The organism is Segatella salivae DSM 15606 (assembly GCF_000185845.1).
GTDB lineage: Bacteria > Bacteroidota > Bacteroidia > Bacteroidales > Bacteroidaceae > Prevotella > Prevotella salivae.
Window position 1 is genome coordinate 2,167,751 of the sequence record NZ_GL629647.1, and the last position, 22,900, is coordinate 2,190,650.

Below are 22,900 nucleotides of genomic sequence, written 5' to 3' on the forward strand. Positions count from 1 at the left end.
AACCCTGGGCTATCAAAGGTACAACGCTTACAGCGTTGAGAAAGTTGTATTATTGCACGATTTATAATATTCAACATGGGTAAATCAATGATTACGTATCACAATGGATTTATTAATACAACCCAATGGATTTATTTTTCTAACACCATATCTTTGGTTTATGCAGTAAAATAGGGGAGATGACGTGATGATTTGCTCCAAATCGTTTTATGATGTATGCCTTTACGGCTTGTGATAAGGCACTATTCAATCGTTACTTGGAGTGGATTTTTTAGCCTTTCAGTTAGAAAATTAATTTCAAATTGCCACATTTTTTGATTGCGAATGCCTGAACCAATCCAGCCAGCACCAAAATAATAGGTTGCCTTTTCATTCGGACGGAGAGTCGTTTTGCAGATAGCGTGCCCTGCAACTCCTTTACTTAATCGAGTGTTTTTCAACCAGCGGGGTTGCACTTTGCCTTCTGGGAAGACAACAGCGACATAGATTTGGATGCCATGCCCCGACGGATTGTCGGTTGGATCAGCATATTCCACGTAATTACGCCCCATGTGTAGTGTGTTGACGGCACCCTCATGGACGACGAAACCAGCACAGAATGGCTGCGGACGACGTTGATTTTCATACCAAACGGCAGCGTGATTGAAACTTGATCCCTTATCTAATGTAATCAAACGATGCTCAATGAGGTTGGTCTCTCCATTCACATTGGCAGGATTATAGACAAATTCCGCACGGAAACGGAGTGGCCCGTTGTCGATGACACGATAGGAACTAAAGCAATAAGGCATAACAATGCTGTCGCCATGTAATAGGGCTGGTGTGCCACATCCAAGCGTAGGACCCACATTATAGCAATCAAGTCCGTTGCCATGGTCAAGATGTAACGAGAAGTTTCGCTTGACACTGTCGGCAGCTTCGGTCGCTCCCTGCTTGCGAAGTCGCTTCTCTTCCTGATTGGCGGCATAGACATTGGCATAGCGTTCGGCTACAACTAAGTTGGGAACAGACTTTAACCAGACGTCGATTCCATAGGCTTTCTCGCCTGTTTTCTGTAGAGCTGGTCCATAAGCACGATAGGCACAGCGGTCGTTTTCCCATGTAAAGTCATCCACACGCCAGGCATATAGTTGTCCATCTACACTGCTTTTGAAGGCTTGAGGCACGCCACGTGTAACACTAAACACCGTCTTTTCATGAGGGAAAACGGCTGCATCAATCAGTAGGAGGCTATCAGATGTGAGTTGAGAGGCCACCTGTTGACCAAACGCATTGCGTATAATCAGCGGCGAACCATAAGCAGATTGCAGTCGCTGATAAAGCATTTTAGCATTGATTTCGACGACTTCTGCGCGTTGTTCTGACGTAGGATTCGTGATAACAACTTTGACCTCATGGCCTTTTCCCATTACAGGAAGCGACACAAAGAGACTGCACAGAAGTGTCGATATAAAGTTTCTCATGATTTATTTCTGTATGATTTTCTTTCCGTTTTGAATGACTATACCTTTAAAAGACTTGCCAACACGCTGTCCTTGTAGGTTATAAGTCATGCTCACTTGAGCCTTTTTTTGCTGCAGTTTGTGATTCGTTATCCCTGCAGGAATAGGCTTTCCCATAGCATCCTTTAGGATAATGTCGAAGAGGAAAAGTCCGTTTGTTGTTGTAAAGACCACATCTCCATCGGCTTTTACCTTTCCGATGCTTTCTTGAATGAGTGCTCCGTCATCAGGAGTAGTAAACCCTTGCAAAACCTCTACATTGGCTTCAGCTTGCAAATAGTTTTTTGCTGCCTTACTTGTTGACTTGTAATGCACTGTGATAGTTTGTCCTTTTTTACAATTTGGGATAACAATGGCAATACCTTTTGCATTCAATCGTAGTACACGTTGTCCCTCATCATGGGCAATCAGCAGCTTACCTGCACTGAGAGGTTTGCTGTTTCCGTTGACAAAGATACCGAATTGAAGGCCTCGCCAGCTCTCAATGGCTTTCCCATTGGCAGAGATTGGGGAGGTGAATGGGCCGATTTCATTGGCTGAAAGCATCTTTGTTCCACCCGAACGACCTATATTCTGTTTGTTAGAATAATAGTGTTTCCCGTGGTCATCAATGCTTTCCCAATTCGCATCTTGCCTCAATTGATCTTCCTCTTCCGTAGGCATGATTGTGAAATCCCATGTCTTTTTGGGTGCTTGTGCCTGCAAATCGAGTTCTGAAACCCAATCAGGAAGATAGCCAAGTCGGTGTTGCAATTGAGCCGCATAGAGCGAGCGAGGAGCCACTTCGAGTCCATGTGCCTCGTCACGCTTAGTGTGTCCATCGGCGAAAGTTACGTGAGTGCCGTGGAAACCAATGATGGTTGGGGGGAGAGTCTTATACCATCGGTTACTGTTCTCCCACCATTTGAAAGGCAGTTCGTCAGGGTTCGTGGCCGTACAAGTAAAGTTCCACATTGTAAGGTCATCGAGATGGTTCGGTAGTTGGGTTATATCTCCGCCCATACGCAACTGCATAAACCCACCTTTACAGCCATCAAATAGCGTCGCACGAGGCTGAGTTGCATGGCTTTCAAAGCAGTCGTCAGTTCCCCAAGTGCAGTTCCATATCACGTTTCCAATGCTGGGTTTCGACACACCGCAAGCGTGATACTGTCCCAATCCAGTGCGTTGGTCGCTGAAATACTTATCACTTGTTAGATAACCCCACGTGTTATCATAAACGTTTGCAATCAATCCGCGTGACGAACTGGCCATACGTACGGCCGAATGTCCTCGGTTTCCCGTTATCTCTACATCATAACAAATGACGTTTGCACAGTCTTGGAACGTCGCACATTCACTGATATTCTCAAACCTTACGCGTCGCATCCAAGAGTTAACCAAGCGTACAAAGTTGATAGGTTTATACGCTCCATCGTCTTGCCACGAGCCATGATGTTTGAAGTTTGGCTTGGAATGACCGCGGAAAGTGAGGTCTTCTACGCCCACTTCTGCATAATATCTGTACTCCGTTATCATCCATTGCTCACCTGATTTGACGGCACGCATGAGCGGTTCTTCAAAAGTTACCACGTTGCCTACAATGGATTTGATTTGATGGTAGTCGTTAACGGTGACACCACTATTAAGGAGGTTCGTCATCGTATGGTCGGGAGTACGTCCAAGAAGTTCATCTTTGATGACTTGTAGATTGGTATTTGGCTTCATTTGCAGACATATCCAATCGCCTACTTTCAGTTTAGAGACATTGTCAACTTCGACACTAAAGGTTCCCTTTTGAGCTGTTCCATTCACATTTGCATAGATAGCTGGCGTCTTTACTCCATTGTTTCGGAAAGAAAGCAGTGTTGGAGAACTGTATAACAGCTTTTCATTTGCAGGCAACATCGGGTCATTCATCGTGAGGAAAGTCTTGTCGCGACCAGCACCTTTCATGATTACTTGTCCCATAACGAAGTTGAGACATTCAGACTTTTTCAGTCCCGTTTTGCTGTCGATGATATCATCATCTGCGGTGTGTAGAATGAACTCGCCTTCTGGGAAATAGATGATTGCACGTGCATTAGGCTTCTTATCGATTTTCGATAGAATCGTTTTCAGTGCCAATCGGTCAGACTTTCCATCGTCAGGGATAGCCCCATAGTCCATCACATTATAGACAGTGTAGTCAGGGAAAGCCTCTTTGGGCAGTGAAAGACCATGGTTGTAGCCAGCATAAGAGAAGTCTAACAATACGTTTTGAGGGGAATTTGTAACAAATTCATTCCATGCGGTAGTATACTCTTGCTGTGCCCATAGAGGAGTAGCCGTCATAAGACAGCACAATATGTTTATTATCTTTGCATGTTTCATTTTTTGTAGCTTATCAATTGACTTAAAATCTGTTGCTGAGCCCACGGGTCATCAATCTCTTTTAATAGTTCTCCGAGTCGGTGACAGAGGGCAAGATAGTCGGCCTTTCGCGTCTCTGGATTGATATTATGCAGCTGATAGGGATCGTTCCAATCGTCAAAGAACAGAACGTTTTTAAGCTTTTTATTACGTGTTATGTAAAGTGCGAGGGTGTAACGCGATGTCTTTATGCCTCTTGCGGATGGGAAGTAATCGAGAACTTTGCCATCCGTTCCCTTGCGTCCGTCTATGTTTTGAATATAAAGAGCAGCGTCAGGACGTTGTATAGTAGCCTTCTTATTCAAGAAAAGTGATGAGTAATCATGGCCTTGAACCGATGAAGGAATGTGATGACCAAGCCCTGCTAAGCCAATCATTGTAGGCATAATGTCGGGTGAAGACATGAGCAGTGAGTCGACTCTTGGTGTCAAATGACCAGGATATCTGACCATGAAAGGAATGTTCATAGACTCAGTGTATGGAGAGTTTTTGGGGTCTTCTGTTCCTTGACTGCACATTGTTTCTCCGTGATCAGAAGCAAATACGACGATAGTATTACGTGTGAGCCCAGCTTCTTTCAGTGCATCGAGGATCTGACCAAAGGCTCTATCGACGCCACTTACAGAGGCAAAATAGAATGCAGCAGACTTAGCTTTGTCCATGTTTCGCACTGCATTGTCGCGCACAAGTAATTGTTCGATAGGTTTATCCTTATATAAAGCATAGTCTTCTGGCATGCAGTCGTTTAACGAACGATAGGGACTGTGAGGCGGATTCATACCAACCATGAGGAAGAATGGCTTTTTGGGGTCGCGCTCTCCATGCAGATTACGAATGTAGTCGGCTGCAATGCGTGCTTCATGTAATGGAGACCACTCATGAGGTTCATGTTTCTTACCCTCTGTATCCCAATAATGTGGATTCTTATGTTCATCAAATGTGCCGTAAGAATACCAGAAATTGAATCCATGTCGGCGTTCTTTTGGCGTATAAGCATCCCATACTGGTTGTTTATCTTCTACGTAATGACCTGGTCGAGCAGGGTCGTTTTGCTCAGGTCTGTCGGCATGTAGCTTGCCAATATACCCACAATCATAGCCTGCTTGATGGAAAACGTCTCCGATACATGTAGTCTCTGGACGAATAAAACTAAACGGACGGGACGAGTTACAGTTAACAGGCACGCCACTATGGTTAGGATACATCCCGGTCAGTAGACTGCCACGGTGAGGACTACTCAGTGGACAGTTGCTCATAGCAGAGCTTAAAACCACTGACTCTTTAGCGAATTCATTCAGTCGTGGCGTATGTGTTGGATCACCACGAAACTTTACTTGTTCTGCAAATCCTTTCTCTTGCCATATTCCCAAGGCCGCATTTCGAAACTGATCAGGGAATACATATACTATATTAGGTGGTACATTGTTCCCTGCTACTGCACAAATAGCCTGCGGAGAAAAGACTAACAATCCCGCGAAAAACGTCTTTTTTTTCATTTTCTTCTTGTCAATGCTTCAAGGAAATAATAGTCTGCATAGTTCAATGGCACATCAATCTCGTTGTTATGAGGAATACTTCCAACCGAGTGCATTAGCAAAAAGCAACCATTTTTGCCAAGAGGTGCGCGATATTCTGGTGAGGAAAGTGAGCGAATTATTCTGTCAGCAAGAGATGTATAGCCATTATCTGGCAGGTAATTATTCATCTCATACAGCGCCGAAGCTATGCAAGCTGCACTTGAAGCATCGCGAGGTTCGTTCGGAATATTAGGCGCATCAAAGTCCCAATAGGGGATAAGATCATCGGGAAGATTAGGATTTTGCATGACGAAGTTTAATGTTTTTACAGCTTGGTCAAGGTATTTGCGGTCGTGAGTATAGCGATAACACACTGTATACCCATAGACTGCCCAAGCTTGTCCGCGTGCCCATGCGCTATTATCTGCGTATCCTTGTGCAGTCTGTCTATGTAAAACGGCCCCGTTGTTTGGGTCATAATCTACCACATGATAACAGCTTCCGTCCTTGCGAAATTGGTTTTCTAATGTCTTGTTTGCATGCGAAACAGCCACCTTCCAATAGGTAGAGTCACCGCTAAGTCGCGTTGCTTCAAACAACAATTCGAGGTTCATCATGTTGTCAATGATAACGGGACATGTCCATCCTCTCTTTGATTGCCACCCTCTATCTACGTTCCATGACTGGATAACTCCAGCCTTTTTACGGAAGCGAGTACATAGAGATTTGGCCGTTTGTATAATGGCTTTCTTGTATGCTTTGTTAGGATTGAGACGATAGATGTTTAGATAACTGCTGCCAATCATGAAGCCGACATCGTGATGCCAGGTAAGATATTGGATGGAATCTAAGGCTTCTGTAAAGCGTTTTGATTGCAAAAGCCACGATTTATCGTTAGTTAATTGGTAGAGATAACATAGACTTCCAGGGAAGAATCCTGAGCACCAATCGTCTATCGGGATATAAACCATGCGCCCAAGTTTATCAATCGTTTTGGGAATGCGTACCTTTCCTTCACGTCCAATCTGTTGAAGCATCAGAGAATATTGGCGTGTTGAGAAGTTGATATCATTGTTAATGACGTTGCTGATGTCGTTGTTTTCAGCGTGGCAAAAGGCTGGTGTCATTAGAAAAACACCCAAGGATAGTAGTAATTTTCTTATTTTCATATCATCGTTTGTTTAATTCAAGTTCATAACTTAGTCCATCTTTACACATAAACTCAAGCGTTGTTGTTTTTGCTTTGCGTTCAACCAATCGAATATTTGCCGTTGGAGTGAAGTCCCAGTCGCCCAATAAGGTTACACGAACAGGCAGTTCCTGGCTGGCATTCTTAATCCATGACCGGCTATAAACACTGCGTTCAACACGTTTCCCATCTTGATAGATATCATCATTCGGCCCAGAATAAAGGTTCAAATCAGGCTGAGCAACTGTTAATATCAGCTTATTCTTGGCCACTTGATGTACCATTGCGAGACAAGTTGTGTCGGTGAGCAGTACAGGACCACCCGGAAGGTAAGACTTAGGCGTTTCAAAGATGACATAAGACATGGTGTGTGTGGGCTCATGTCGAACGATATGTGCGTCTTTGTCCTTTTTAATCACGGTGTAGAAAGGCTTAGAAGCTATGGTCTTTAGCCTTTCGGGATTAACCTTTGGCAATACGGCGTATTCGTATTCTGCACCTGCTGGGGCAGTGCCATGAGGGATATATAACGATACCCATTGTCCAGTATTGGGCTTGTTAGTATCATTATTGCGCGATTGTTGTTGGATAAGACCCGTAAAAGTCCATGGATTTGGAGAATAATATCCTGTGCCAAGAGCGTCTAAACACGTATTACTTTGGGGCTGATATGTTTGCCAATAGGTTTGTGTTTGTGGGTCGTTGGCAGCCAATTGAAAGACAGTTGTCTCCGTTGGATGTTGCTTATCGTTGTTCTCTATGTTGCTTCCGAGACATATAATGTCGTCATTAAAGAAGTGAAACGATTTGCGTGCGCGGAACGAACCATTATATTTATCGTGCTCATGTAGCTTTAATCCGAAGTTGCCATTAGTCTTTTGTTGAGACAATCCGCCTGCAAAAGCTTCGTCAGACAATAGCATTTCTTCAACGCCTGAAGAGGTATCGACATTCAAAATCTTGGCTTTCAGATCGTCGTATGGCAGATGAATGCTTGTCGCACCAGGTATTCGGTTCCAATCAAAGCCTTCTTCTTGCCAGCCACTTGTCTTTAAGGTTACATCAATTCCTTTGGGAGCTGTTGATAACAACAGACTGCCATAGCCCAAATAACGGCCATAGAGATTCTCGCCTGTATAGTGTTCGCTACACCATAGATAGCGACTTGTACCACGAACAACGGCAGCCCAGTTGTCTCTTCGCTGTACGGCGGCACACGAATAGCCTAAACTGAGATTCCCTTGTGGGTCAGCTTCGGGTGAAATTCCCTTCAATCTAAACTCACGATAGATTTGTTTTTCTTTGTTGTTTGTCGTGTTTTGCGTTAGACGTAGATAGGCAGCAGCCATAGAATCGTCAAGTTCGTTAACACCATTTGGTGTGCCTGCCCAAGCCATGTAAGCGTAATGCATCGGTGAGAGCTGTCCTTTTCCGTCGGGATGACGCCCAGAAAGGGATAAGGGGAAACTCAGTTTATTGCAGTAAAAGCGCATGGCCATCAATGCATTTTTAACGGTTTGATGGGCTAATTCGCCTATAGCAAACTCACTCCCACTAAGTAAATAGATCATTTGTGTAGCGCCATTGAGACCTCCAATCGCATAGGCTGGATAGTTATTACAATGATGATAGGCTGAACCATCTATCTTAAAGGAATCCATTAAGCCTGGAGCTGGGCGGCAACCCCAATCAAGCCAGCGAGAGAATGAACGAAGATATTGCACCTTTATGGGCGAATCTTCCATTAATAGGATGCTCGCCATACAACCCATTGTGGCTGTATTAAACGTATCCATATCCATTCCATTGCCTATTGGCTTTACATAAACCTGACGCAATTGGCTATACCAAACCATTGTTGCTACAGCTTCATCTAATTTTCCTTCGGCTTTCAACACCTCTTTCATGAGGAAATAGGCGATATACATGCTGCGAAGACTGTATCCGTAGTGGTGAATGTTACCCCAACAAGAGCCCCATGTGACGCCCTGATCTGTGATATTGTCATACATTAGCATGAACATCTCACGCAGTTCCTTTTTATCTTCACTCGTAGATGCATTGTTATAAGCGATTGCTATCTGTTGCATGAGCTTGAAATAATCGTTCATTTCAAAGCCCGTTCGTGTCAGAATCTCCTTATCCCATTTAGGAAGCATACGCTCATAAGCCTCTGCATGGCGCACATACCATATTGGAGTACCTATAATATAGCCTTTCTTTCTCTTGATTTTATACGTGTCAATCTTGTCCCGAATGCCTTCCATTTGCTTCGGATAAAACTTAGATGGCGTATAGATTAGATGCCGAAAGCGTTGCTCTATCACATGAATTTGCTTTGTCTGTTGTGTGGTTAGAGGAGTCAAAGTGATGTCAGACTGTAACTTTGAACGCTTCAAAACCTGCAACCATTCGTTATGCGATTCAGGATTGACAAAGGGCAACAGCTCGTCAGCGGTTTGGTAACGGGGGTCCACTTTGATAGCGGTAATCATGTGATCGATATAAAGTTTCCCAGCCACATCAGGCGCTTCGACAACAATCTCATTCATTCCTGTTTCTGGTTTGCCTTTCATGTCGCGCTCATAGCATACCCATGCTCCGCGCCATCCTTTGAAATTAAGGCTCATTGGGAATGAAGTGCAGAGCTTTCCCTGCTTTTGGAACTTGAAGACTACAGTCTTGTTGGGCAATGGACGCTCGTTGTAGAGCCACACGATAAAGGCAGATAGGTAGTTGTCCTGACTGCCCTTGAGGTGTGGTTCAAACTGTAAGTCTTTGTCAATAAACAGCTTTCCTCCGGCGTTGAAAGTCCATTCCAAAGACTTCTTGCCATTTCTGAAATGACGATCAGATAGGGAGGTTGTTCCTTTTTCGGTATGAATTTGGCGCAACTCGTTTGTTGTCTCAAATGAGAGCATACGACTATTGTCATACATCTGCGCATGAACAGATGATGAAACAGCGATAAGGCTAAGGCCAAGGATGACACATTTGAATGTGTTTAACTTCATATCGTCAATCAACAACTTGGATGTTTATTTCTTTTACGACTCTACTTTCCGACTTATAGTTGCCGTTTGTTGCAACAAACACAGCCTTGTATTGTCCCACCTTATTATATATATAGGTGTAGGAAGACAGACTTTCTGTGGTGTTCTTTATGCTTACGCCCCGATCAGGAGAGCAAGCGTTCGCCAAAATCAAGTCAGAAACCAACCACGAATATTTCAATTTAGCACCTGTTGCAGAGCTATGAATAAAGAAGTCTCCTTTTGATGAGCCTGTAAGATTCCACACTCCACTCGTATTATTCGATACCGTTCCATACTCACGATTGCCTGTCATTGTCTTCTGATCAGCCAAATTGTGGTGGCACATCATGTTCAGTGCAGTGAAGTTGAAGCCACTTGCATAGAGTGTTGAGCTTGTTCCATCTTTCATAGTGTTGACAATCTTCATGCCAACAACGTTAACTCGCGGTTGCGGAGCAGTGTTAGTATGAGGCTTATAGCATGCCGCGATGGTGATACGCTTGCCTAAATAGGGCGTGAAATCAATCTCATAGGAGCTGGCATTGGCTGCATTGCTCGGTGCAGTAGGCAGTTGTGCTGGCTCAACGAGGTTTTTCCATGAGAAGCTCTCTACCAAAGTAGAATCTTCTTTGAAGGCATTCTTTGCTAAACCAGGGAATGATTCTGAGATATAGAATCTCATAAGGTCAGCCGAAGAGGCTGCATTTCCATATTGATACCAAACAGAGAAGGTGAGCTTTGATGAGGCGATGTCGTCAAAAGCCACTTGATCGCGGTCCTTATAAGCATACTGATGGCCAGCTTCACCACTGTAAAAAGTGATGAAGTCGGGTTGGCCTGTCAGTGCAAATGTTAGGGGCGATCCTTTTTTCACAATGATATTGTCGCCAGCTTGCTGGGTGTTTTCTTGCGTAATCGCCTTTACATTTAAGGTAACTTGTTCCTTCATATCGTCTTCACACGCTGAGAGTATAAAGGCAAATAGAGGAATCCACATATATATATAGCGTTTCATGTTGTTTAATTTGTATTGAATGATTAAATGATTAGAGTCACTTTACACGACAAAGTCTATCACTTTGTCGTGTGTTCTCTATGCTTTTACTTTCTACCAACCAGGGTTATTAGCGACAATCTTTTTGTTGATTGCCATTTCATTCGAAGGAATTGGGAAATAGTTATAGGCGTCAGAGACTTGGAAATAAGTGTAAACATTGGATGGTCCAAAGTTCCAGTTCGTTCCGTTTTTAGCTCTTTCAACCAGTGCATTCATATCCTTTGTGAAGTCACCCCAGCGAATTAAGTCAAATCTTCGTGTCATTTCAAAACATAATTCCATGGCACGTTCGTCTTTAATTGCATTGCGGAAGTCTTCTTGATTGAGTCCAGTGAGCGTGGCAATTCCTGCACGTTGGCGCACCATGTTAATGCATTGATAAGCCAAAGTCGTTGGACCGCCGTGGATTTCATTCTCACATTCTGCCACCATTAGCAACACATCGGAATATCGAAGGATGGGGAAGTTGATGAGTGTGAAGTTCTTATTCTTCTTATCGGGTTCGTATTCACGGCGCCATTTGCCACACATACGGCTGTAATCTGTTGAAGCTACGGCCTTTTCTCGGTCACCTGTCTTTGCTGTTGAAGGCATATCACCATAGCTATAGGATTGATTGTAATACTGAGTCTTTACTTCTTGCAACTTACCTTTCTCGAAAACGCGTCCATCAACGCCTTTACCCACTTTGGATTGTGTGTAAGAGAAGGGGGCAATATTCCAGTTCATGCGGTCTTTATCGCCGTTCTTTTCATAGAGTTCATAAAGCTTTGGTGTGCTCCAGAAGAAGCAATAACCGAATCCTGGGTCTAATTTCCCGGTGATATCTGTTTTGCTTGACAAGTCAGGTGCCTGGATTCCGATGATATTTCCCACACGACCTTCAGTGCGAGTATCCGTGCTATAGTTGCCCGTATATTCTGCTTCCCAAATACTTTCCTTGCCTGTTGTGTTATATTTATCAGAGCATTGGTCGATGAAGAAATCCCAATAATGTGGTGCAAGCGTATGACCTTCGTTCATAACTCTTTGTGCAAATGCCCCAGCCTTAGTGAAATAGTCTTTTCTTAAGGCTTCATTTGGTGTAGTATGGTCGCGGAAACATTCGCCGGCTCTAAACATATAGACGCGTGCCAAGATGCCCCATGCAGCTGATTTTGTTATGCCTCCGGGCAAGAAACTGACTTCCGAAGCGTGCTTAAGTCCATCAACACTCTCTTCCATTTCCTTGCAAATGAAGTCATAAATCTCTTCTTTTGGCGTACGAGCAGTTTGCAGTCCATACACTGATTGCGTGGAATGAGTTCTGAAAGGCACATCTCCCCAGCATTGAACTAAGTTGAAATAGTAGAAGGCACGGAGGAAACGAGCTTCTGAAGACATGGTTTTTATCATGGATTCTGATAGTCCAGGCACTCCATTCACCTCCTCCAAGAAGATGTTTGCACGGTTAATTCCGGCGTAAAGTGTATACCAGTATGCTGCGACTGCAGGATCACTGCTGTTTGCATTGTTGCAAATCAATCCCCTCGTTGATGGCGAACGACCAGGTCCTCCATAGGCTTCGAGGTCGTCACCTCCTACGAGATAGAAGTAATCATTGCCGTAAAAGGCGGTCTCAGTAATAGGAGCATAGATGCCTTTTAGGAATAGTTCAGCTTCTGATTCGTTCTTAAAGTAACTCCCAGACGTTGTACTTGTTGGTTCCTTGTCAAGGAAGTTACAACTCGATAGCAATGAAACGATAATTCCAAGCGCTATGATATATATATTACTTACTTTCATAATGTGTTGCAGTTAATAGTTAGAAACCAAGATTAATACCGAAGCTGAAGCTGCGAGCACGTGGATATGCTGAGAAATCTAAGCCCGGAGTCAGCGCACTTTCTCTAATAGATACCTCTGGATCATAGCCACTATAGTTGCTAATGGTGAAGAGATTCTGTGCTGCAAAGTATATTCTGAGTTGGTCGATTCCTACGCGTGAGATTGCTTTTCGAGGAACGGTGTAACCCAAAGTTAAGGTCTTCAGACGCAAGAAAGAACCATCTTCAATGATGCGTGAAGAGAAGACACGATTTGAACTCGATGAGGTTGCACGAGGAATATTGCTTGTTGGGTTGTCAATCGTCCAGCGATCAGCATAGCTTGCGAATTGATTCAGCTCGCGTGTACGGTTCCATGAGCTTTCAAACATCAGTCGATTGGCATTCAAGACGTCGTTTCCATACGACCATTGGAAGAAGAAACTGAAATCGAAATCACGATAGTTGAAGTTGTTTGTAAAGCCACCTGTGTGTGTGGGAAGGCCGTTACCGATGAATGTACAGTCGTTCGTGTTGATGACACCATCGTCATTTAGGTCGCGATATTTAGGCATTCCAGGTTGTGTGTTGGCTTCAGAGGTATAGTAAGGAACATTCGATTTCAGCGTATAGCTATTTCCTGACTTGTTGAAGTCATCCAATTTATACGTTCCTTCATAAATATATCCATACATAGCTCCCATAGAATGGCCCACCTTTGCAATGTAACTGCTTTGCGAATTGAAGTTCTGATCAAATTGAGCAGAGGTGAGTAGGGCGGTCTGGTTTTCTGAAAGCGCCAATACTTTGTTGCGGTTGAAGGCAATGTTAAAGTTGCTTGTCCACGTGAAATGCTTGGTCTTGATGTTTGTTGTGTTCAAGGTGATTTCAAGACCTTGGTTTCTTACCTTTCCAACATTCTTCATTGCACTGATGAAACCTGATGATAAAGGCAGACTCGATACCAGCAGAAGGTCGCGTGTTACCTTATGATATAAATCAACTGTCAAGCCAATTCTATCGTTAAGGAAGCCCAAATCAACACCTAAGTTCCATTGCTCCGTAGTCTCCCATTTCAAGTCTTTGTTTGGTATAGAGACTGGAACCATGCCGACATTTGTATTGTCATTGTTATAAGGATAAACGCCACTGGGCACACTTCCCAATGAGATGAGGTCGCCTGTGCGGTCTTTTAAGAGTTGATAAATGCCATAGGTGTCATACTCACCCACGCGATTGTTTCCCGTGAGTCCCCAGCTTAGGCGAAGCTTTCCGCTATTGAGTACCTTGCGAACTGGCTTCATAAACTGCTCTTCGGTAAAGTTCCAAGCCAATGAACCCGATGGAAAATATCCGAAACGATTATTGCCACGGAACTTAGAACTGCCGTCGGCACGCATCGTCATCGTAGCATAATATTTCGACTTATAGTTGTAGTTGAAGCGTCCGAAATAAGACATCATCGCCCAAGATGACTTCTCTGAGCGTGTGATGGTTGGTGTTCCGTCGCTCATTCCAGCCATTCCTAAGCTCTCGTTTGGTATTTTTATCGTCTTGAAACGATAATATTCGAAGTCAGAATTCTGTAGTGAGAAACCCAATAAAGAATTGAAATAATGGCGCTTTTGAATGTTTGTTTGCCAAGTTAAAGTATTCTCATTAAGCCATGTTTGACGTTGAGCACGCGCCACTTGTGCATTTACTTTCTCTATAGATGTCGGTCCTCCATAACGTGTTTTCGAGTTGTTGAAGTTATCCGTATTCATGCGGTTATCCGTATATCCGCCCGAAACCTTCAGACGAAGTCCTTTCATGAGTTCATATTCTACGAAGCCATTAAACTGCATGTAGGTAGAGGTGCGTTTGTTATACTCATTGTTCAACGACATGATTGGATTGAAACGATAGTCGTTTGTGTTGTTCACATCCTCATCCGTTGCACGTTCAACAAGCGTATGAAGTGGAACTCCTGGCTGGGTCACTGGACGATAACCCCACACACTATAGAATAGGTTGTTCATGCCAGAATAAGAAGTCTGCGAAGGAGACTGACCCGTTTGGTTCGACTGTGCATAGTTTACGTTGAGGTTAACTTTCCACTTCTTATATTTTAAATTGGTTGCCAAGCGCCCCTGAATGCGGTTATAATTAGAATTCTGCACAATACCATCTTGATCAAAATAAGATAGTGAGGCGGTATATCTAACGTCTTCACTTCCTCCCGTCAAACTCACATTGTGATTCTGAATAGGTGCTGTTCTGAAGATCATATCCTGCCAATCATATTGCGGAATATGCTTATAATCGTCCATTGTCCATTGCTTTCCATCATAAAGCGATAGATAAGAGTTCTTAACAATCTCTGGATACATCTCATTTTGCAAGGCAACAAACTCATAGGCATTCATCATTGGGATGGTCTTTGATACGCTCTGCCAACCTACGCTGCCGTCATAATTCACCTTCGGACGGCCTGTCTTACCGCTCTTTGTAACGATAATCACCACACCATTTGCACCTCGCGCACCATAAATGGCAGCGGCAGAAGCATCTTTCAAGACATCAATCGAAGCAATATCCGAGGGATTAATTGAACTCGCGATACTTGGATCTTCAACGGGGAAACCATCAATAACATACAAAGGCGAGTTCTCTTGCGTCAAAGAGTTGTTGCCTCGAATCACAATTTTCATGCTTCCGCCAGGCATACCCTCATTAGAAGACACGTTGACTCCGGCCAAGCGACCTCCTAAAGTCTGGTCGAATGACGAAACAGGAGTACTCGTCAGCGCACTCACGTCAGCTTTAGACACCGAGCCTGTGAGGTCACGTTTCCTCACTTCTTGATAGCCAACAACGACTACCTCGTCAAGCACCTGGTGGTCTTCCTGCATCGTGACAGTCATCAGTTTCCCTGTTTGCAACTTCTGTTCTTGCGTGGTATAACCTAAGAACGAAAACGAAAGAACTGCATTCTTGCGGTCGGTTTGTAGACTAAAAAGACCATTAACATCGGTGACAACACCGACATTCGTCCCTTTTATCATCACACTTACTCCCGGCATGGGTTCACCTGCATCGTCTTTTACGACGCCCGAAACTTTGATTTGAGCACTCATCACGATTGATACAAACATCAATACGAATGACAAGACGCTTCTCCGGGTAATGATTTTTTTAAATTTACTCATGATTAACAAGAAGGTTATATATAATTGTTAGTTTGTTGCCGCAAATTTACAGACTTCGTTTTAACTGGTATAGAATTATAATACAAAATCATTCCAAATTCGTACAATCCCTCTTGAAACCCCTTTTTACACGGCTATCTTAGCCTTTCATGGCAAGGAATACATACGGCAGCAGCTTACAAGTTTATTTAGGTCTTTCCGCGCCACGCTGTAACACCTAAAACCTCTTTTTGGTCTTTCCGCGCCACGCGGAAGCATGAAAATTTTCCATTTGGTCTTTCTGCGCCACGCGGAAGCATGAAAAATCTCTTTTTGGTCTTTCCGCGCCACGCGGAAACATGAAAATTCTCCATTTGGTCTTTCTGCGCCACGCGGAAGCACGAAAATTCTCCATTTGGCCTTTCTGCGCCACGCGGAAGCATGAAAATCTTCTTTTTGGTCTTTCTGCATCGTGCAGAAGCATGAAAAATCTCTTTTTAATGCTTGATACGTCGTATCTAACTCCAAATTTCACTTTTTGGTGCTTGATACGTTGTATGTAGCATGGAAATTCCCTTTTTCATGCTTATGTCATTAGAAATTTAAACTAAAAATGAGTCCAGTATAAATACTGGAGTTACTAGAGGAATAGTTATGTTAAATAATTACAAGATAGTCCATTCTTATCCATCCTTAGAAAGAAATTATGAAATAATATATATCTTTACGGTGTGAAAATTCATTTTAACGAGGCACAAAGGATATAAAGTCATGCAAATGGCTTCAAAATTGTCAAACCAAAAAATTAGTAAAAAAATGAAGACTGCACAAGAAATTTTAAATGATCCTTTTATTAATAAAGGAACAGCGTTTACACTTAAAGAGAGAAAAGCTCTCAACCTTGTAGGATTACTACCTACTGCTGTTCAGACATTGGAAGGGCAAACAGAGCAGACCTATAAGGAGTATCAGAAGAAAGTTTCAGATTTGGAGAAACGAATCTATCTGATGACGTTATTCAACACGAACCGAACTTTGTTTTATGCTTTGATGTCACAACACGTGGCAGAGTTTATGCCTATTGTCTATGACCCAACTGTGGCAGATGCAATTAGAGAGTACGACGAATTATTTATGAAGCCTCAGGATGCAGCATTCCTCTCTATTCACAACCCAGATGATATTGAAGAGGCATTAAAGAATGCAGCCGGCGATCGTGACATTCGTTTGATTGTCGTAACTGATGCAGAAGAAATCTTAGGTATTGGAGACTGGGGTGTTGGAGGAGTTGCTATTTCCATTGGTAAACTTATGGTCTATACAGCGGCAGCTGGTGTCAATCCAGAACAGGTATTGCCTTTGGTATTGGATGTAGGAACCAATAATCAAAAACTGATTAATGATCCTCTCTATTTAGGCAACAGACATCCTCGTGTACGTGGAAAGGAGTATTTTGACTTCATTGACAAGTTCGTAACAACGGCAGAGAAACTATTCCCACGTCTCTACCTTCATTGGGAAGACTTCGGTAGATCGACTGCTGCTACCATTCTGGAGAAATATCAGAACCGTATTACAACATTCAACGATGATGTTCAAGGAACGGGTATCGTGGCTTTGGCAGGTATTCTTGGCGCATTGGAAATCTCTAAAGAAAAATTTACTGACCAGCGCGTAATGATCTTTGGTGCAGGTACTGCAGGAGTTGGTATTGCAACACAGATTTTCGAGGAATTCAAACAACAAGGTCTGTCTGAGGCTGAAGCACGGTCACACATCTATTTAATTGACAAGCAAGGACTTTTGTTCGAGGACACAGAAGGACTTACCGATGGTCAGAAGCGTTTTGTACGTCAGCGAGATGAGTTTGAGAATGCGGATTCGCTTAAAGACCTTTACAATTCTGTAAAAACTATACACCCATCAGTACTTGTTGGTACATCTACAACACCAGGTATGTTCAACGAACAGGTAGTAAAAGAGATGGCATCAGCGGTGAAACGTCCAATTATATTCCCATTGTCAAATCCTACAGAGTTGGCTGAAGCCACAGCAAAGGACCTTATTCATTGGACCGATGGGCAGGCACTCATCGCAACAGGTATACCGAGTGAGCCTGTTGTATATAACGGTATTACCTATAACATCGGACAAGCTAACAATGCATTGATGTATCCGGGTCTTGGTCTTGGTATCATAGCTTCGACAGTTAAATTGGTTAATCAGACATTGCTCTCTGCTGCAGCCCATGCACTTGGCGGATTTGTTGATGCTTCCAAGCCTGGCGCAGCCGTGTTGCCTCCTGTTGAGAAACTAACGGAATTCTCAGAGCATATTGCTATTGTAGTGACAGAGAACGCTATGAAGCAAGGCTTAACTCGTGAGAAGATTGAAGATGCACGCAAAGCTGTTGATGCGATGAAGTGGTACCCTAAATACAAATAGAATAAAGAACTAAAGGCTACAACTATGTTATTTCAAAGTTTACAAAGTGTATTGGTAATTATCCTGATTATAGCTTTAGGTTACATTCTTCAACAAAAGAAATGGTTTGGAGAAGACTTTCCGACGGGCATATCTCGCTTAATTACAGATATAGCTCTACCTGCTTCTGTATTTTCATCCGTGTTGAAATATCTATCAAAAAGCGAGTTACTATCATTGGGAAGCAGTTTGATATATTCAATGGGAAGCGTAGCGATAACATACGTTGTAGCCATTGCATTGGTAAAGGTATTGAAAGTGCAACGCGGACGACGTGGAACATTTATCAATACCATTGCCAATGCAAACACCATATTTATTGGTTTGCCACTCAATATTGCTCTTTTTGGTGAGAATAGTATGCCATTTTTCCTTGTCTATTATGTTACTAATACGGTATCAACCTGGCTTATAGGTATTTTCTTCATTGAGGCAGACGATCCTACAAAGACTTCAGGCACCAATAAACGACACATTCGGTTGAAGCAGCTTCTCCCTGCACCATTGATTGGTTTCATTGTTGCAATCATTTTTCTGGTAGCTGGCATCCAAGTCCCTAACTTTGTCGATCAGGCTTTTACCTACATAGGCAATATTGTCACCCCATTGGCATTAATTTATATAGGTATCATGCTTTCTAATTCAAAACTATCATCTATCCGCTTTGACCGTGATACGTCCGTTGCCCTTTTGGGTAGATTTGTTATATCACCAATTAGCATTATCTGCTTATTGATGTTAGGAGGGTATTTGGGACATAACCTTAGCATAGGCTTGAAAGAAACATTGATTATTCAGTCGGCAACACCAGCATTGGCAATCCTGCCTGTTTTAGCGGCGTCTTCACATGGAGACACCAAATATGCAACCAATGTTGTTACAACCAGTACATTGTTGTTTATTATCGTCGTACCTATTATTATGTTTTTTATGCCATATATCGTATAATAATACTGTTAGAGAATGAATTATATGTTATAACTATCACTCTTGTCTTGCTGTGTTCTCTCTTAAAACGAACTTACGAGTCTCCTTTTAAAAAGGGTTCATCCCCAAATAGCGTTGGTTTTGTCATGTATACCGAGTAAAAGCAGATTGAAGTATTGGTCATCTCTATAGCCATAGGCCTTCCTTTTCATTACCTTGATTTTGTTGTTGATTCCTTCCAGCATCACATTGGTAACAAACGCATTGTACCAGGCCAGAATACCGCCGAAAGGTCGGAAGCATGAAAAATCTCTTTTTAATGCTTGATACGTTGTATCTAACTCCAAATTTTACTTTTTAATGCTTGATACATCGTATCTACCTCCAATTTCCTCTTTTTGGTGCTTGATACGTCGTATCTAACTCCAAATTTCACTTTTTTATGCTTGATACGTTGTATCTAACTCCAAAATTCTCTTTTTAATGCTTGATACGTTGTATCTAACTCCAAATTTCCTTTTTTTGTGCTTGATACGTTGTATCTAACCCCAAAATTCCTTTTTTTGTGCTTGATACATTGTATCTAACCCCAAATTTCTCTTTTTTGTGCTTGATACGTTGTATCTAACTCCAAAATTCCTTTTTTTGTGCTTGATACGTTGTATGTAGCATGAAAATTCCCTTTTTCATGTTTATGTCGTTGTCAGAAGCACTTTTTTTCTCCATTTGGTGTTTATGTCGTTGTCAGAAGCGCTTTTTTTCTCCATTTGGTGTTTATGTCGTTGTCAGAAGCACTTTTTTTCTCCATTTGGTGTTTATGTCGTTGACAGAAGTGCTTTTTTTCTCCATTTCATGTTTATGTCGTTGTCAGAAGCGCTTTTTTTTCTCCATTTGGTGTTTATGTCGTTGTCAGAAGCACTTTTTTCTCTATTTCATGCTTATTGCATTTTGTTCTTTCAAATCATGGTTATGCGGCAACCATAATCTTTTTACCTTTATATATTATTATAACAAAAACCATTTTATCTTCTTCTTCAATAGCGTTGAGGCCACAAACAGCAAGTTTATGCGTGCTCATTCGTGCTTTCTATTGCTTCATTCAGCTTGCGATAGAATGGATGTCGGCAAAGCGTTGCCTTGTCACCTAAGATAATCAACTTCATGCGGGCACGCGTTATGGCAACATTCATGCGTCGAAGGTCGTTGAGAAAACCTATTTGTCCTTGATCATTGCTACGCACAAGAGAGATCAAAATGATGTCACGCTCTTGCCCTTGAAAGCCATCTACGGTGTTCACGCTAATGGAATGACGATATGGTTTGAAGCTTTCGCGCTTGCGAATCAGCCGTCTTAGATATTGCACTTGGGCGCGATAAGGCGAAATAACGCCTACATCGATATGCTCATCAAGTATGCGTTGCTTGCCAATCTTCTTGAAATAATCTTCTAAAGTGTCGAGCGTTAATTGGGCTTCGGCTTTGTTGATACGACCAAACGACTCACCCACAAACGACTCTCCGCTATCACCTTCTTCGTCGTCTACCTTTGAATCACGCCATTCTATCGGTTCATCGAGGTCCAAAATACCGCGATTTCGTGTCTGCGGAGCACTCTCAACTTCACCATGATAGAACCAATCGCTTGAGAACTTCATTATCTTTTCGTTCATGCGATATTGTATTTTAAGTAGGGTAACGACGTCGGGTTTGTGCTCAACGATACGCTCCATGAGAGACTTTCCCAATCCCGCTTTGAGCGCAGCTATGCTCTTTACCATCGGCGGAAGCTGGCAATGGTCGCCTGCAAGGACTACTCTTGTGACACGACGCATGGGAATCCAGCACGCCGCTTCTAAGGCTTGGGCGGCTTCATCAATGAAAAGTGTGCCGAATTTCATGCCTTCTAATACTCTGTTTGCAGACCCAACAAGCGTTGAAGCCACGACACGTGCCTCGTCAAACAGATTGCTGTTAATGCGTATTTCGAGTTCAGTGGCGCGCGCTTTCAAATGCTCAAACTTCTGATGGAAACGCTCATCGCCTCGTTTGCGGTGGCTTCTCAGCTCACGGATTGCCTTTCGAATGGCCCAAAGTTGAGGGTAATCAGGATGACTTTCGAAGCGTCTTTCATACGTAAAGCCTAACATCTTGTCGTTCACTCGCGTTGGATTGCCAACGCGAAGCACATTAATCCCGCGGTCAACCAACTGCTCTGATATCCAGTCTAAAGCCATATTGCTCTGTGCACACACAAGCACTTGGCTCTCTTTCATCAAGGTTTCGTTGATTGCTTCGACCAAGGTTGTGGTCTTTCCTGTGCCCGGTGGTCCATGCACCACAGCCACATCTTTGGCCCACAACACTTCGTTTACGGCACGTTCTTGTGTGGGATTGAGCCACGGAAAGCGTTGACTCTCAAAGGTGAATCGCTGGGCTTGCTGGCCCGAATAAAACAAATCGCGCAGGTAGGCCAATCGATTCCCCTTGGCATTGATTACGCGATCGAGCGCATCGAACATGCATTTATAGCTTGTTTCATCAAAAAACAGCTGCACACCTACCTGTCCTTGCGCGTGCTGAAGGTCGATAACACGTCCTGCATCGGGGAGAATCACAACCATGTTATCGCCATCTACATACGACACCACACACGAAAAGTTGAAATAGTGCAATCGTTCTTTGGTCTCACCATTCACCTTTTGTAGCGTGAAGAATATCGCTGGGCGTCCAAATTCAAAGTTATGTTCGATGTCTTGGTCGGCAGTTCGCCTGACCTCTAAGGCCATTTGATTCATCGAATTGTAGTAACTTCGCCCCACAGACAATGGAAACCAGGCGTCGCCACGCTTCACTTTTCGCAAGAGTCCCGTTGCTTCGGTCTGCTTGCGAAAGGCTTCTTTCTCGGTGTAATACTCCATTTGAAGAAGCATCTTTTGGCGTTGTAATTCCTGAATGGCTGTAGTTTGCATCCTCATTTCGCGTGCAAAATTAAGAAAACTATCATGAATTCTCATTATCTTTGCAGCATGGAATCAATCGTTTTGAATCATTTAACTATTGGGTATAAGCATAAGGTTGTGGCAACTGACTTGCAGGCGGTGTTGCATGCAGGCGAATTTACGTGTTTGTTAGGCCCAAATGGTGTTGGCAAATCAACGTTATTGCGCACCCTTTCGGGCTTTATTCCACCCTTGAAAGGCTGTGTTGAACTTAATGGAAAGAACATTTCGCAACTCAAACCTTATGAATGTGCGCAGCAAATAGGCGTGGTGTTGACAACAAAGTTAGACACTGCAAACATCACTGTGGCCGAACTTGTGGGCATGGGACGCTATCCTTACACGGGCTTCTTTGGCCGTTTGAAGGCCAACGACCAACAGATTGTCGATGAAGCGATGGCGATGACGGGCATCAAGCCACTGCAATCGCGACTCATCCACACGCTAAGTGATGGCGAAAGGCAAAAGACTATGATTGCAAAAGCACTCGCTCAACAAACGCCTGTGATATTCCTTGATGAGCCAACTGCCTTTCTCGATTATCCCAGTAAGGTGGCAACGATGCAGCTCTTGCATCAATTAGCCCACAAACTCAACAAAACTATTCTGCTCTCTACCCACGATATAGAACAGGCTTTGCAGGTTGCCGACCGACTATGGCTGTTAGATGACGGCAAACTTCATGTCGGAACACCGCGCGACTTGGCTGACAATGGTTCGTTGGGAAACTTTATTGAGCAAGGAAACATCACCTTTGATGCCGCTCATTTGCGCATAAACATAGGGGAGGGCAAGGCATAAGGTCATAAGGTTTCATTCATTCT

12 protein-coding genes and 1 pseudogene are annotated in these 22,900 nt (G+C 43.2%); 3 read left to right on the plus strand and 10 right to left on the minus strand.

Going from position 1 to position 22,900, the window contains the following annotated elements:
* Positions 1-242 precede the first annotated feature (242 nt).
* The 8 genes from HMPREF9420_RS08645 to HMPREF9420_RS08680 form a co-directional block, all read right to left on the minus strand.
* Positions 243-1,463 (minus strand): DUF4861 family protein, encoded by a 1,221-nt coding sequence (locus tag HMPREF9420_RS08645; protein ID WP_007135228.1) that lies wholly within the window; start codon positions 1,461-1,463, stop codon positions 243-245.
* Between the two features lie 3 nt (positions 1,464-1,466).
* Positions 1,467-3,854 (minus strand): DUF4955 domain-containing protein, encoded by a 2,388-nt coding sequence (locus HMPREF9420_RS08650; RefSeq protein WP_007135229.1) that lies wholly within the window; start codon positions 3,852-3,854, stop codon positions 1,467-1,469.
* Positions 3,851-5,389, minus strand: a complete 1,539-nt coding sequence (locus tag HMPREF9420_RS08655; RefSeq protein ID WP_007135230.1) for a sulfatase family protein — start codon at positions 5,387-5,389, stop codon at positions 3,851-3,853. Before HMPREF9420_RS08655 ends, HMPREF9420_RS08650 begins: the two co-directional genes overlap by 4 nt.
* Positions 5,386-6,579, minus strand: coding sequence for a glycoside hydrolase family 88 protein (locus HMPREF9420_RS08660; RefSeq protein ID WP_007135231.1), 1,194 nt, complete (start codon positions 6,577-6,579; stop codon positions 5,386-5,388). The genes HMPREF9420_RS08655 and HMPREF9420_RS08660 overlap by 4 nt, the downstream gene beginning before the upstream one ends.
* A gap of 1 nt (position 6,580) precedes the next feature.
* Positions 6,581-9,613, minus strand: a complete 3,033-nt coding sequence (locus HMPREF9420_RS08665; RefSeq protein WP_261794246.1) for a chondroitinase family polysaccharide lyase — start codon at positions 9,611-9,613, stop codon at positions 6,581-6,583.
* A gap of 4 nt (positions 9,614-9,617) precedes the next feature.
* Positions 9,618-10,649 carry a DUF5017 domain-containing protein gene (locus tag HMPREF9420_RS08670; protein WP_007135233.1) on the minus strand — a complete coding sequence of 344 codons (1,032 nt, stop codon included), beginning with the start codon at positions 10,647-10,649 and terminating at the stop codon, positions 9,618-9,620.
* Positions 10,650-10,742: 93 nt separating this feature from the next.
* Complete coding sequence (locus tag HMPREF9420_RS08675) at positions 10,743-12,476, minus strand: RagB/SusD family nutrient uptake outer membrane protein (protein WP_007135234.1); 1,734 nt, start codon at positions 12,474-12,476, stop codon at positions 10,743-10,745.
* Positions 12,477-12,495: 19 nt separating this feature from the next.
* Positions 12,496-15,687 carry a SusC/RagA family TonB-linked outer membrane protein gene (locus HMPREF9420_RS08680; protein WP_007135235.1) on the minus strand — a complete coding sequence of 1,064 codons (3,192 nt, stop codon included), beginning with the start codon at positions 15,685-15,687 and terminating at the stop codon, positions 12,496-12,498.
* Between the two features lie 795 nt (positions 15,688-16,482).
* On the opposite strand from HMPREF9420_RS08680, the gene HMPREF9420_RS08690 reads away from it, so the two are divergent.
* Together HMPREF9420_RS08690 and HMPREF9420_RS08695 are read left to right on the plus strand one after the other, a co-directional pair.
* Positions 16,483-18,111: a malolactic enzyme gene (locus HMPREF9420_RS08690; protein WP_044079196.1), complete on the plus strand. Its 1,629-nt coding sequence runs from the start codon at positions 16,483-16,485 to the stop codon at positions 18,109-18,111.
* Between the two features lie 24 nt (positions 18,112-18,135).
* Positions 18,136-19,098, plus strand: a complete 963-nt coding sequence (locus tag HMPREF9420_RS08695; RefSeq protein WP_007135238.1) for an AEC family transporter — start codon at positions 18,136-18,138, stop codon at positions 19,096-19,098.
* Between the two features lie 98 nt (positions 19,099-19,196).
* Here the strand turns inward: HMPREF9420_RS08695 and HMPREF9420_RS13530 are convergent.
* Both HMPREF9420_RS13530 and HMPREF9420_RS08705 read right to left on the minus strand, forming a co-directional pair.
* Positions 19,197-19,361, minus strand: a pseudogene (locus HMPREF9420_RS13530) (transposase); the annotation flags it as partial.
* 780 nt (positions 19,362-20,141) lie between these two features.
* The gene (locus HMPREF9420_RS08705; RefSeq protein WP_147625720.1) at positions 20,142-22,052 is read right to left on the minus strand and encodes an AAA domain-containing protein; all 1,911 of its coding nucleotides are present in this window, start codon (positions 22,050-22,052) and stop codon (positions 20,142-20,144) included.
* Positions 22,053-22,103: 51 nt separating this feature from the next.
* Here HMPREF9420_RS08705 and HMPREF9420_RS08710 point away from each other — a divergent pair, with 51 nt between their 5' ends.
* On the plus strand, positions 22,104-22,877 hold the full coding sequence (locus HMPREF9420_RS08710; protein WP_044078881.1) for an ABC transporter ATP-binding protein: 774 nt from the start codon (positions 22,104-22,106) through the stop codon (positions 22,875-22,877).
* Positions 22,878-22,900: the final 23 nt, after the last annotated feature.